Genomic DNA, 14,130 nt, shown 5'->3' on the forward strand with positions numbered 1-14,130 from the left:
TTGTTTGTTGCAGTTTTCTAATTATTTATGAAAATTCTTATTCTTTGCACTGGAAATTCCTGCCGAAGCCAAATGGCAGAAGGATATCTAAAGCATCTTGATAGTTCGTGGGAGGTTTATTCAGCTGGCACTCGTCCGGCAAATGAAGTAAATCCAAATGCTGTAAAAGTTATGCAAGAAATAGGGATTGATATAAGTTCGCAATTTCCAAAGTTTGCTGATAGTTATATCAATGAGGCGTTTGATTACGTTATTACTGTTTGCGACAATGCAAAAGATACTTGTCCTGTATTCACAGGTAAAGTAATGCATCGTCTCCACATTCCATTTGACGATCCTGCTGATGCAGTCGGAACGGAAGAAGAAGTGCTCGCTGTATATCGTCGTGTACGAGATGAAATTACAAAGGAATTTTTGAAGTTTTATAATTCATTAAAGAATTCGTAGAAAGCAAAAAATTCTGGCAAGATGATTTTCATCCTACGGGTTCCTACTTTGCAGATAATTATCCATCAGTTCATTAGTTTATCTATCTCAGTTTTATATGTTAAAAGGCTGCCCTTGAATAGGGCAGCCTTTATATTTGATCAAACTAATTATTAGTTATTATTTTTTGTGTATTTATCCAAGAATTTAATTACTTTATCTTGCCAAATGATGTATTCTTGTGGACGTGAGATAAAGTGAGTTTCATTTGGGAAAACAATTAATTCAGCTGGGATATTTTGACCGCGAGCAGCAGTGAAGGCTTCAAGTCCCTGAGTGTAAGGAACACGGAAGTCATTCATTCCAACCGAAATAAGAATTGGGGTGTCCCAGTTTTGAACATAATTGTGCGGTGAGTTTTTCTCCATATTCTCGCGATGTTGTTTTATCCAGTACGGACCACCAAATTCCCAATTTGGGAAGAATAACTCTTCGGTAGAACCATACTTACTAATAACATCGAAAACGCCATTATGTGCAACAAAGGCGGAGAAACGACCTTTGTGATTGCCAGCAAGCCAATAGGCGGCATATCCACCTGCACTTGCACCAATTGCTGATTTACCCTTGGGAAGCACAAATGGTTCTTTACTGAATTGGTCGGTAGCAGCAAGCAAATCGTTCATTGCCATTCCACCCCAATCTTTGCTAATTGCATCATTCCAAGCTTGTCCGAAGCCAGGAACTCCACGACGATTAGCTGCGAGCACAATATACCCATTCGCAGCATAAATTCCGAAATTCCAGCGATAATGATAATTTTGGCTAATCATGCTTTGAGGTCCACCCTGGCAATATGTAATAACTGGATATTGTTTTGTTGGATCGAAATCAGGTGGGTAAATAATCCAGGCATGAATTTTTTTGCCATCTAGGGCAGTAAACCAACGTGCTTCAAATTTAACTGGATTAATATATTTAAGTCTTTCGTCATTAAATTTAGTAAGTTTTAATTCTTCGCCTGTCGTTAAGTCAAGGCGGTAAAAATCGAGTGGATTGTTGAAATTAGTCTTACCCACAACCAAATATTTGCTATCTGGTGTTATTGCAAGTCCATGTCCGTAGTCCCACTGTCCGCGAGCAATTCTTTTATTGGACTTAGCTTGAATGTCGAACTCGAACAGGCTTACAACACCTGAGTCAGTAGCAGTTGCATAAATTTTCTTGCTATCGGGGGACCAGACAAATTCTTCAATCCATTGGTCGAAACCATTAGTAAGTTCAAAAGTTGACTTTTCTTGTCTATTATAGAGCATAAGGCGAACTCTATCGGATTCGAAGCCATTGCGTTCCTGACTTAGAAATGCAATCCAATTGCCATCAGGCGAAAAAGAAGGATGTTTATCATAGCCAGGTAAACTTTCTGTAATATTTTCACGAACATAATTGATGTTTTTACCATTAGATTCTATTTTTACAAGGAAAATATCTGAATTAGTATTCCAAACAAAATCGTTGTTGATGCGAGCAGTATAGGCGATAATTTTACCATCAGGCGACCATCCCAGTTCTTCGCTCCCACCAAAAGGTGCAAGTGGAGTATCAACAGTATCGTTTTTCATTAAATCAACTGGTTCGAAGCTGCCATCGGCAGGAACTACAAAAAGATGGCTTAATTTATCATCAACCCATTCATCCCAATGTCGGACAGGCAAATCAGTAAAATAAAGCATATTTGCTTTTGGGTATTCCGGATATTCGTCATTAATTGTTTGAAGCATTTTTACTTCAGAAGTAAAGGAAATATATTTCCCGTCTGGCGACCAAAGAATATTCGACACACCTTCAGACAAATTTGTGAGCCGCTTAGGGTTGCCTTTTGGAAAGTCCTGAATATACACTTGAAACGAACCAGATTTGTTAGAGAGATAAGCTATTTTCTTACCATCAGGCGAAAAAATCGGAGACATTTCATTGGCACCATCTGAAGTAATTTGCAAGTTTTTGTTTCCGTCAATAGAAGTAGCCCAAATATCGCGAGTTAGTTTGTTATCTTTGATTGACGGAGTGGCAACTGTATAGATAATCCAACTACCATCAGGGGAAAGCTGCATTTCTGATAGTCTTTTCATCGAGTAAAGGTCGTTAGTTGTGAGGTTGTGAGGTGTACGGTTGATATTATCTTCTTGTGAGGTCTTTTGGCTTTCTTTAGAACAGCCAAAAACAAAAAATGCAGTGAGCATCAAAAGAAATAACTTTTTCATTTTTCACCCAGTAATAGTAACAAAAAAATAAAAATAATAAAAAAAAGACAAATTATTGACAAAATGGAAATAAAAATGGAAAAGTAAATAAAAATGCCCATCCAAAAAATATTGGATGGGCAATAAAAAAATAAATAAGAATTAATGATACCCAGAAAATCGGGCAACTTCGAAAGAAAGACGTTCAGAGGCTGCTCTAATTTTATTAGCTATTTCGTTATTTTCGAATGTGATTTTTTCTATTCCGTTGAAGACTGTAAGGACCTCATTTAGAGAAGTAACTTTGAAAGAAACTTCTTGATTAATACTATCTGCCATAGAAGAAAGGTGTTTGGTGTTTTCAAAAATATTATTAGCAAATTCGCTTTGTTCTTTAGAAATTTTTGCGATAGTTTCAATCATATTTTGGATGTCAGCGAAACTGTTCAGAATATGATTTAAGCTTTGAGAAGCTTCGGAAGCAAGTTTTTGGCCTTCTTTAGCAACAGAGGCACCTTTATTGACAGAGTTAACAGCATTAGCGATATTAAGTTTGATCTCGTTGATAATATTTGTGATATTTTTTGTGAGTGCGTCAGTTCTGTCTGAAAGGACTTTCACTTCGTCTGCCACGACGGCAAATCCACGTCCGTGAACTCCAGCGCGAGCAGCTTCGATAGCCGCATTCAAAGCAAGTAAATTAGTTTGCTTAGCAACACCTTTGATTTCAGCCAACATTTTATCAATAGATTCAGTTTGAGTTTCTACTAAGCTTATTTCTTGAATAATATTGTTCATTTGCTCGTTCATATCCATAACTTTTGTGATAACTTTTTCTACGCTTTGTGAGCTTTCGCGAGCATTGTTCGTATCAGCAATTACTTTACGAGAAATGTCTTCTGAATTGCGAACAATTGAGTTAACCCCATCGTTTATCATCTGCATTGAACCAATTGTATCGTCAATATATTCAGTTTGTTGGGCAATATTATTTTTTATAATTTCGAGAGATTTATAAAATTCTTGCATAGAAGCCGAGAGTTCTTCAATGCTTGCAAGCTGAGTTTCCGAAGATCTAATCATTTTTTCGAAATTCACTTGAAGTTCCTGTTGGATAATATTTGCCACTCGCATAAGTAAGGTAAATCTAAAATGATGACAATTTTCGGGTTTATTCAGTCCGTTAAAGATTGCTTTTGCCATTTGCTCACAAGAGAGATAGCCACAAGCAGAGCAGTTTAGATGGTCTTTTTCGTCGTGTTTTTCCATTATATGATATATTTTATCTAAATCTTTTTTAGATGGATTTTTGACTTTATAATTATCAGATAAATTGATATAAAAACGATCATAAAGATTTTTCTTCCAATAGCGATTTACTTCATCCTGTATTGATTTAGCATCAGGCAATTCTGTTGAGCGTTTTTTATATAATTCGACCATTTTTCTATTTCTCTGCTCGATTAAAAACTCTATTTCATCAGGCGATTTATGTTGATTTAATGTTCCTGGACCACCATTACAACCCATTTCACAATTCAAACAATCAATTAATAATGGTGCATAACCTTTTTCAATATTTTGATATAAATGATCCAAATAGTGATAAATGATTTCAACACCTTCAATTTTACGGGAAACGTTAATAATATCAGGAACTTCGCGCATAGCGGTCCGCATAAGTCCACCGGGAGAAGAAAATAGCACAGCTCTTTCAGCAGGAGGATTATCATAATCAATAGCTGGAAATAAGTTGAGTGAAATATCGTGTTGTTTGAGATATTTATCAATTGATTTATACGTTACATTGAAATCACCAAGCCCTGTTTCATCGAACTCACGACGTTTGGCAAAACAAGGTGAAATTACTACAACTTTGTGATTTCTATATTGCGGATAATATTCTTTTATCATTTTGATAGTATGGAGCATAGGACTATCAGCTGGTGCAAGATATTTGAGCAACTCTAAACGGTAAATCTCGATATAGGTAACAATTGCAGGACAAGGCTGTGCAATAATTGCTTTTGGATTATTCTCTTTAAGGTGTTCAAGGTATGACTTAATCGTTAGTTCAGCACCGAAGGAAACATCAAAAATTGCTTGAACTCCAAGCGATTTCAGCCAACCATTTAGATTAAGATACATTTCTGGGAAGTTGGCAGCAATAGCAGGAGCGGCAATTGCAACAACGTCTTTGTTAAACTGCAAATAATTAAGAAAGGCATCGAAATCATCAATACCAATTCTTGCATCGTGTGTACATGCCTTGATACAATTGCCACAGGCAATACACAAATTAGGATTGATTTTTACATAATTTCCTGTCGCGTCATTGCAAAACTTTGATGGACAAACAAGAATACACATATGACAATTGACACATTTGTCAGAGTCGACAGTTACAACTTGTTTAAGTTCTCTCATAAATTATTCTCTATATGTAAGACATAAAAAATATATACTTAAAATAAAATATCGTTCATTTTTAATAATAATTTACATAAATTTAACAAAAAGTGATTGCTAAACATAGCGTTAACATATTAACAACATAATTGCTATTTTTATTAAATAATTACAAAAATATTCTTTTCAATTAAGTAGCAATGAAAACCTTGTTATGCTCATCATTTTATAACGAAGACAGTTTAAAATCGAATTAAAATTTATTAAAAATTTCGAAGTAATTAAAAATATGTGAAAAAAGAATAATATAAATTTAATATTCAATTAATCTAAATTGATAAAATGGATAAAAAAAAAAGCGAGATCGTCTTATTAGCAGAGACAACCTCGCAGAATAAATAAGCACAAACCATTAGCTATTCATAGAATTCAAAAATTCTCGGTTAGTTTTACGAGTTCTCAATCTATCGAGAAGGAACTCCATAGCCTCGACAGGTGTAAGTTCGCTCAGAACTTTTCTCAAAATCCAAATTCTGTTTAGTTCGTCGGGTTCGAGAAGCAATTCTTCGCGACGAGTACCCGAGCGGTTGACGTCAATTGCTGGGAATATACGGCGGTCAGCAAGGCGTCTATCGAGCACAATTTCCATATTACCAGTGCCTTTGAATTCTTCGAAGATAACTTCGTCCATACGGCTGCCAGTTTCAATGAGAGCAGTAGCAATAATAGTAAGCGAGCCGCCTTCTTCGACATTACGAGCAGCACCGAAGAATCGCTTAGGTTTATGGAGAGCATTAGCATCAACGCCACCTGAAAGAATTTTTCCGGAATGTGGCACAACTGTATTGTTAGCACGAGCCAGGCGAGTAATCGAGTCAAGCAAAATGACAACATCTTGTTTAGCTTCTACAAGACGTTTTGCTTTTTCGAGCACCATATCAGCAACTTGAACGTGGCGATCAGGTGGTTCGTCGAAAGTAGAGGCAACCACTTCAGCTTTTACAGAGCGTTCCATATCAGTAACTTCTTCTGGGCGCTCGTCAATGAGTAGAACTATTAATTTAACTTCAGGATGATTTGTTGTAATGCTATTAGCTATCTGTTGCAATAAAATAGTTTTACCAGATTTTGGAGGAGATACAATAAGCCCGCGTTGACCTTTGCCAATTGGACATAGCAGGTCGACAACACGCATAGAATATTCATTAGGTTGGCGTTCGAGCTTTATTCTGCTATTTGCATAAAGCGGAGTAAGATTATCAAAAATTGTTCTTTCGCGAATATTTTCAGGGGGAAGATAGTTAATCGTTTCAACTTTCAGCAAAGCGAAAAAACGTTCCTGGTCTTTTGGGGCACGCACTTGACCACGGATTGTGTCCCCAGTTCGCAAATAAAATTTTTTAATTTGTGATGGTGAAACGTAGATGTCATCAGGTGAAGGCAAATAATTATAGCCAGGGGAACGCAGGAATCCATAGCCATCAGGCATAACTTCGAGAACACCTTCGCTAGTGATTGCTCCATCAGCCTGGGTATCTTTTACCTGTACTGTTGCCTGTGCCTCGATAATTTTTAAGATGAGTTCCTGTTTTGTGAGGTCGCTGAAATTAGTAATACCCAGGTTTTTAGCAATATTAGTAAGTTCAGCGATACGTTTGGATTTTAATTCATTTACGTCAATAGAGCTTTTATTTTCAGCTCCATTTGCTTCGTTGTTTTGATGATTAGAAGCCATAAAAACCTTAGAATATATTTAGACAAATTAGATAACACGGACAGAACAAGAAAAGTAACTAATTGAATAGTTTAATTTAATCAAAAAAATAATATAAATCAAAATAATAATTATTCATTTTGTTCAAAATCTTTGGAAATTGTTTCGATTTTCATAGTTGCTTCGTCCAGAAACTGTCTGCATTCATTTGCAAGTTTAATACCTTCCTCGTATAGTTCAATCAACTCATTCATCGGGAGAGTGCCTTCCTCCAGTAATTGAGAAATTTTTTGTAATCTTTGGATATTGCTTTCAAAATTTATCTTTTTTTTCATAGACTACCCTTTTAGAATAATTCTTTTGGAAAAATTTTTTCAATTTTTACATTTGCAGAGTCGAATTTTCGAATAATGTCAACAGATTTAAATTTAGAAATTGGTTCATCGACTTTGATAATTCTGCCTTGATGGCGCAATAGAGCAAAACCTTTATCCAGTGGACGAACAGGATTATTAGACGAAATTTGGAGTTCTAAATTTGATAAAACATTTCGCTTATTTTGGATTATCTGAGAAAATAATTTCTGGAAATCCAATAAATCAATCGTTTGATAGTAAGTATTTATTTTGCCAATCATTATTTTTTTTAGATACTTACCGAAATTCATCTCGATTTGTTGTCTTTTCTGATTAATGTAATTTTTCAGCAAACGGTTGAAATTTAATTTATACAAAGTCAATTCTTCTAAAATATCATCTAATAATTTAGGAGTAACAAATTCAGCAGCAGCAGTTGGTGTGGCAGCACGTACATCAGCGACAAAGTCTGAAATTGTAAAATCAGTTTCGTGACCGACAGCAGAAACAATAGGTTTTTTACAATTGAAAATTGCATTAGCAACTATTTCCGTATTGAAGCACCATAAGTCCTCGATAGAACCACCACCCCGCCCAATAATAATAACTTCGGCGGGGGAATTTTCAAGTTCTTTAATGGCTCGTGCAATATCTTCTGCAGCATTTTCACCTTGAACAATAGTTGGACGAAAATAAACTGTACATTTTGGGAATCTTCTCTCGATGGTAGTTTTCATATCTCTAATTACAGCACCAGTTGGAGAAGTAGCAATACCAATATTTAAAGGAAGTTTTGGCAGAGGCTTTTTTCTTGAACTATCGAAATATCCGAGTTTATTGAGTTTTTCTTTAAGTGCTTCAAATGCAATAAACAAGTCCCCCAGACCAGCAGGCTGGATCTGATTAACTTCAATCTGATACTTACCTTGTTGAGCATACACTGTAACGCGTCCCATGACAATCACTTTCATACCATCTTGCATTTCAAATTGCATAGGACGACTTGCCCACATAACGCAATTGATAACAGCATCGCTGTCTTTCAAATTAAAATACTTGTGACCAGAATTATGTTGTTTATAGTTAGAAATTTCACCTTCGACACAAACATTGTCGAAAGAAATTTCCAATGTTTTTTTGATAGCTTGAGTTAGTTGGGATACCGAAACAGCATTTGTCATTTTGATTTAGCAATAATTGGTTGAAGTGGAGTAAATGTAACGTTTTTAATTATTATTTCAGCAGTATCTTTAAGTGGTTTTTCTTCAAAATTGTCTAAGTAATAACCTACCGCTATTTTTAGAGGAACTCCCGTTGGATTGTACACTAATTCGTCTTCGGAATATAAAGAAGCTTTATTGCCTTTTTTAGCAAAGTAAGAATAAAGAACCTTATCAACATTTTGAGTTCTATAAAGAATTTCATCTGGTTTAATTGTAATTGAGTGTGAAGATGGAGTGTATTTATAATCTTTTTCAATAATAGGATTTTTAATCAAAGCAAATTTATGAGAAGTTGTATATTGATAATATTCTATGTGTTGAGTTTCAATAAAAATAGGCTTACCATAAATATTAATTCCTGATTCGGTCATTCCATTAATGTTTCGCCCAGAGCGGCGGACTGCAAATTGAACAAAAGTATTTGAATCAATGTTATTCAGAATGGTTAACAAATTAAAATCGAAATTACCAAAATCAAAACTATCAACTGTTTCCAATTCAGCACCTGCCCATTCTTCATCTTGCTTTGTAATCAACAGATGAAGACAGCCATCATTATCGACGAAAACATTTTTGGAACTTGTAGCATAGAAAAGATCGTTGATGCCTTCAGCTTCTTTTTTTTCTTTAACCTTCCATTTAAGTCCGGCAAATTCGATAATTCCATTTTGCGGAAGAATAATTGTGGTAGTATCAGTTGTATTTAAATCTTGTTTTTGAACATTGTCCTTTTTACAAGCGGTAGATACAAAAATTAAAAGTACTAATAAAAAGCAAATTGAATATTTCATATTTTTCAAATGCCCCCAAAAATTATATACAATATTAGCAACAAATTTTGAAATTCCATAATGAATTTGACGTAATAAAAATGTATTTGTGGCTCAATTTTTGATAATCGTAAGAAATATTATTATTAGTATTAATAAAAGATGAATATAATCAACTATATATATAATTTCCATAATTATCTGAAAAATCAACGTAATTTTTCTGTAAGAACCGTAATCACCTATGAACGTGCGTTGAATGATTTTCTAAACTATTTCGAAGAAACTTATGGAGTAGTTCCAGAAATAGGCGAAATACAAACAGAAGATATTAAACCATTTCTTGGATGGCTGCACGACCGAAATTTATCAAAAAGCAGCATAAAATTGAAAGTGTCGGCTATTAAATCATTTTTTAAGTATTTGAGAAAGCATAATATAATAGATATTAACCCTGCAAAGGCAGTAGCAACACCCAAAAAAGAGAAGAAATTGCCTTCTTATCTTACAAAAACAGAGACAGAACTTTTATTTTCGGAAGCAATATGTCAGAGTTCTCCACAAGTTGTATGTTTGATAGAGCTTTTGTATGGCTGTGGGCTACGCATAAGCGAAGCACTTAATCTAAAACTGAATGATATTGATTATTATAATAAGCAAGTAAAAGTATTAGGAAAAGGCAACAGAGAAAGGATTGTTCCAATTGGAAGCAAAGCAATAGAGGCGATAAAGAATCATTTGAAAATGCGGAGAACAAGCAACAACTATCTATTTTCCTCAAAAACAGGTAAGAAGTTAAATTCAGCGGTTGCTTATCGTCAAATAAAGCAAGAAATAACAAAAGTGTCCGGGACAAAACGTAAAAGCCCACATACTTTGAGACACACTTTTGCTACACATCTTCTTGATAATGGTGCGGACTTAAAGGCAGTAAGTGAAATGCTCGGACATAGATCATTATCGACTACACAAGTATATACTCATCTTTCGATAGAAAGATTGAAACAAGCATATAAGCAAGCACATCCAAAAGCTTAGGCGCTTTCTTTAGCAATAATACTTAAAAAGTCAGAAGATTTTCGGAAATCTTGTTCGAGTTCGAAAGTGAACATTTCGACATCAAGAGTTTTTAATTCAGGTAAGTAGTTAGTAAGGCACAGCCAGGCTGGATGATTTTCTAGTTTCAAAGACTGAATTCCTTCGTAGAAGCCAGCATCCCAAACTTCGCAAAGTAAGTCTGCAACACGAACAACAGAAACCAATTCCTGATAGTTTTGTGCTTCGAATGGATTTGTATGATATGCAATAATAGTTGTTAATTCGTGAGGCAAACGCCACAGTTTGGCAATTTCGCCTCCAACCTGCATATGATTAACGCCGTAGATTTCGATTTCAGCTTCGATATCGGTTGCTCCCTGAGTGACTTTATCGACGACTTGATAATATTTCTTGGCATCATATTGAAGCATAGCAAGTTTGCCAATATCGTGAAGGAGCCCGCCTATGAACTCATTCTCTTTGTATGATTTATTTATTTTTGTAGATAATGATTTGGCAACCATACCGGTGCAGGATGCATGCCACCAGAATTTTTCCATAAGCCCGACAGCAATTTTCTGAGAGCTGAGCAAGAATTTTGAAAATATTGAAACTCCTAGAACTATATTAGTAAGTCTATTCAACCCAAGAGTAATAATTGCTTGATGGATTGTGTTTATCTCAGTTCGTGTTGCATAGAGTGGAGAATTTGCGACGCGTAATAATTTCAAAGTAAGCGATGCGTCAGCTTCAATTACTTTCGACAAACTTCTAATATCAATATTGTCATCTTCTAATAAAGCTAAGACTTTAGAAGCAACAGGAGGCAATGTTGCAAATTCTTGCGTCTCTATTAAACTTTCTATTATAGACATTTTGCCTTTACCAGAACCATTATTTTATTAATCTACAAATTTATTAATGTTTATAATACAAAAAAAATTTATTTATTTCAAGATAAATATAAGAAATTTTAAACATTTACATTAAATCACTTTTAATATTACAAAAAATTCATTTAAAATTCACAAATTAATTACTGTTTATCATTAATTAAAGCCCACATTTTATATTTAATTTCTTCTATTCCAATATTTGCAACAGAAGAAATTAAAATAGTATCGACATCTTTTTCCCTGAATTTAATTTTCTTTAATTCTTGGATTTGTTCTGGTAGAAGAGCATCAATTCTGCTAAAACAAATAATTTTTTTCTTATTAAGAAGGTCTTTGTTATACAATTTTAGTTCATTTTTAAGAATTTTATAGTCAGCTTTTGGATCGGGACTAAGTCCATCGAGCATAAAGAGCAGCGCTCTTGTTCGCTCTATATGGCGAAGGAATTGGAGCCCTAAACCTTTACCTTTTGATGCACCTTCGATAAGACCGGGTACATCTGCAACGGTGAAGCTTTCAGTTTCAGAAATACGAACCAACCCTAAATTTGGGGTTAGTGTTGTAAATGGATAATTTGCAATCTTTGGCTTTGCAGCAGAAATAACAGAAATCAACGTGGATTTGCCGACGTTAGGGAAACCGACAATCCCCACATCGGCGATTAATTTAAGTTCGAGGATGAGATTTCGTTCTTCACCGGGAAGCCCAGGATTAGCCTTTCTTGGAGTTTGATTTGTGGGAGTAGCAAAGTGAGTATTTCCCCAGCCACCATTACCACCGTGAGCAATAACAAATTCCTGATTGTGTTCGACCATATCAACAATGACATCACCAGTTGCAGCGTCTTTAACAACCGTTCCTTGTGGAAGCTTGATAATAATATCTTTTCCATTGCTACCTGTTTTCATTCCCCCTTTGCCGGGGCGGCCATCTTCGGCAATATATTTATTTTTATAATGAAAATCAAGCAAAGTAGTAAGTTGTCTATCAGATTTTAAAATAATATTTCCTCCCCGACCACCGTCCCCACCGTCGGGACCACCTTTGGGCACATATTTTTCGCGACGAAAGGAAATAGCACCATTCCCACCACGACCTGCTTTAACGTATATTTCAACTAAATCAACGAATTTCATTATCTTGTTCTTTTTTGTTTAATAATAATAAATCAATATCAATTTCTTCGTTGCTAATATTTATTTTCTTTTCTTTCTCTTTCATATTACTCAGCAATTCATTGTTCAATTCGTAACTTTCACGAGCTGCTCTAGTAGTGTCGTCTTCGATTTTTGGTTCTATTAATTCACCAGTATCTACATCGAATTCATATTCAGCTGAGGTTTGTTTTATAGAAAAGTCATCAACTTGTACATCAATATCGTTATATTCTGATATTGTATATTCGCTTGCATTATCAATATTGTCGAAATCACTCTCTGCAAATTGTTCCAATAGTTCAGTTTCGGAAGGTTCAGATTGAGAGGCAGAATAATTAGCATCACTGATTGACTGGGGAATATTTTCATTATTAGTTATTTCAGAGCTTAGGCTATCCTGGGAAGAATCAATTTCAATCAATTTGTTAAGAAAATCTGCTAAAGAGATGGATAAATTGCCTTTGTATTCAAAAGAAGGGAGTTCTGTCAAATTATCTATTTCCAATGGCAAACTGACCGAAACATTTTCGTTTCCCGCGATTAAAGAAACTGCTTTTTGAAAGATTTGTTTTTCAGCTTCGTAGATTACATCATAATTTTCTTCTTCTGGGATAAAACTATCAATTAATTGAAGTTCTTCTTCAAATAAATCAATATTAAAAGAAGTAAACGTTTGCTCGTCAACATAGTCGTTTTGTTCGTTTATATCTATTGTAGAAATTTGTTCATCAACATTATCATCAAGTTTTTCATTTATTAGATCTAACAAAGCATATTCATCAGAGGAGAATTGCATTTCGTGTTTTTCAATCTCATCTTCTTGTCTTTCAGTATTTATTTCACTATCATAGTTTTCAGAGATTTCACTTTCAATTAAGTTATCAAAAGCAACGTCTAAATTACTGTTTAAGTTAGATATATCTTCATTTAAAACTTCTAAAAAATCCTCTTGAATTGGTGGCTCAGCTTCGTAGGCAGCAGTATCTTCTATTTGCAAAGACTCTTCAACAATCTGCTCCTGCTCTTGTTCCAGATCATAAACTTCATCACTAATTTCATTAACAATTTCGATAATATCGGTTTTAGTTTCAGATAAATTTTCGACTAATTCAGCAGTTTGCACTTTCATTAAATTATAACGAATTAAATCTATTAATTCGTTACGAGATATTTCCTTATTCTTATGGTGCGTTTCAATTAGATATGCTAAATAATTTAACTTTTTATCCAGGAAAAACATAATCATAGCGTCGGCCGGTGCTTTTACAATATTAGTGTCGTCAGAAAAGAACTGGAAAATTGGTTCTAATAAATTAACAAATTCATTTTCATCTAAATTCAGCACGAAAGTGTTGTCGAAATGTTCAAGATAATTTTCAAGCTCATAGATAGAAATCGTAGTTTTGCCATTTTCAGTTTCTTTGGCAACAAAATCATAGAAACTTTGATATAAATAATCGTAATCAGAAAAATACGCTAAATATTTTAAGAACTGGTCATAAGAAACAGTCAAACTCTCTCTAAAGATAAAGTATTTTAAAGTTGTCCTCGGACGGCAAAGGAAATTCAGTCTTAATTTTACGAAGCTTTCGATAAAAGAATGTAAATTATCGAAAGGAACGATTGATATTTGTTTGAGAAGGGATTCGAACTCAAAACAAAGATTTGTTTTAGAATAGAAATCGAAAAATGGATTGGCTTCAAATCTCATTTTTTCTTTGAAAATCCACAAGTCACGTTCAGCAGTTATCATAGTCCTATAGACATCAGGCAAATCGGGACATTCTAAAAGTTCATCGATAGAGATTTTGCCAATAATATTTAGCGAATTGCAAATTATTTCTGTGTTTTGTTTAATTGCCTTGGTGAAAGCAGTTTTTTCCATAATTATTTGCCGT

General features: G+C 34.4%; 11 protein-coding genes. 2 read left to right on the top strand and 9 right to left on the bottom strand.

What is annotated here, in order from left to right; genetic code table 11:
* The first annotated feature begins 27 nt into the window (after window positions 1-27).
* The gene (locus AC6QZF_RS05750; protein WP_499798924.1) at window positions 28-447 is read left to right on the top strand and encodes an arsenate reductase ArsC; all 420 of its coding nucleotides are present in this window, start codon (window positions 28-30) and stop codon (window positions 445-447) included.
* 152 nt (window positions 448-599) lie between these two features.
* Here AC6QZF_RS05750 and AC6QZF_RS05755 read toward each other — a convergent pair whose 3' ends face one another.
* From AC6QZF_RS05755 to AC6QZF_RS05780, 6 genes are all read right to left on the bottom strand, one after another.
* Window positions 600-2,690 carry an alpha/beta hydrolase family protein gene (locus tag AC6QZF_RS05755; protein WP_499798925.1) on the bottom strand — a complete coding sequence of 697 codons (2,091 nt, stop codon included), beginning with the start codon at window positions 2,688-2,690 and terminating at the stop codon, window positions 600-602.
* A 141-nt stretch (window positions 2,691-2,831) separates the two neighbouring features.
* A complete protein-coding gene (locus tag AC6QZF_RS05760) occupies window positions 2,832-5,096 on the bottom strand; it encodes a methyl-accepting chemotaxis protein (RefSeq protein WP_499798926.1) in 2,265 nt (754 codons plus the stop codon).
* A gap of 394 nt (window positions 5,097-5,490) precedes the next feature.
* Window positions 5,491-6,813, bottom strand: coding sequence for a transcription termination factor Rho (rho, locus tag AC6QZF_RS05765; protein WP_499798927.1), 1,323 nt, complete (start codon window positions 6,811-6,813; stop codon window positions 5,491-5,493).
* Between the two features lie 110 nt (window positions 6,814-6,923).
* Window positions 6,924-7,127, bottom strand: a complete 204-nt coding sequence (gene xseB, locus AC6QZF_RS05770; RefSeq protein ID WP_499798928.1) for an exodeoxyribonuclease VII small subunit — start codon at window positions 7,125-7,127, stop codon at window positions 6,924-6,926.
* A gap of 11 nt (window positions 7,128-7,138) precedes the next feature.
* Window positions 7,139-8,329 (bottom strand): exodeoxyribonuclease VII large subunit, encoded by a 1,191-nt coding sequence (xseA, locus tag AC6QZF_RS05775; protein ID WP_499798929.1) that lies wholly within the window; start codon window positions 8,327-8,329, stop codon window positions 7,139-7,141.
* Complete coding sequence (locus AC6QZF_RS05780; RefSeq protein ID WP_499798930.1) at window positions 8,326-9,162, bottom strand: hypothetical protein; 837 nt, start codon at window positions 9,160-9,162, stop codon at window positions 8,326-8,328. The genes xseA and AC6QZF_RS05780 overlap by 4 nt, the downstream gene beginning before the upstream one ends.
* Window positions 9,163-9,303: 141 nt before the next feature.
* On the opposite strand from AC6QZF_RS05780, the gene AC6QZF_RS05785 reads away from it, so the two are divergent.
* A complete protein-coding gene (locus AC6QZF_RS05785; protein WP_499798931.1) occupies window positions 9,304-10,179 on the top strand; it encodes a tyrosine recombinase XerC in 876 nt (291 codons plus the stop codon).
* Here the strand turns inward: AC6QZF_RS05785 and AC6QZF_RS05790 are convergent.
* The 3 genes from AC6QZF_RS05790 to AC6QZF_RS05800 form a co-directional block, all read right to left on the bottom strand.
* Complete coding sequence (locus AC6QZF_RS05790; RefSeq protein WP_499798932.1) at window positions 10,176-11,054, bottom strand: HDOD domain-containing protein; 879 nt, start codon at window positions 11,052-11,054, stop codon at window positions 10,176-10,178. The genes AC6QZF_RS05785 and AC6QZF_RS05790 overlap by 4 nt on opposite strands.
* Before the next feature lie 161 nt (window positions 11,055-11,215).
* Window positions 11,216-12,211 (bottom strand): GTPase ObgE, encoded by a 996-nt coding sequence (gene obgE / locus AC6QZF_RS05795; RefSeq protein WP_499798933.1) that lies wholly within the window; start codon window positions 12,209-12,211, stop codon window positions 11,216-11,218.
* A complete protein-coding gene (locus AC6QZF_RS05800; protein ID WP_499798934.1) occupies window positions 12,198-14,117 on the bottom strand; it encodes a hypothetical protein in 1,920 nt (639 codons plus the stop codon). The genes obgE and AC6QZF_RS05800 overlap by 14 nt, the downstream gene beginning before the upstream one ends.
* Window positions 14,118-14,130: the final 13 nt, after the last annotated feature.

Source organism: Eximiradius sp., from assembly GCA_937127445.1.
GTDB lineage: Bacteria > Bacteroidota > Ignavibacteria > Kapaibacteriales > UBA2268 > JAKIZO01.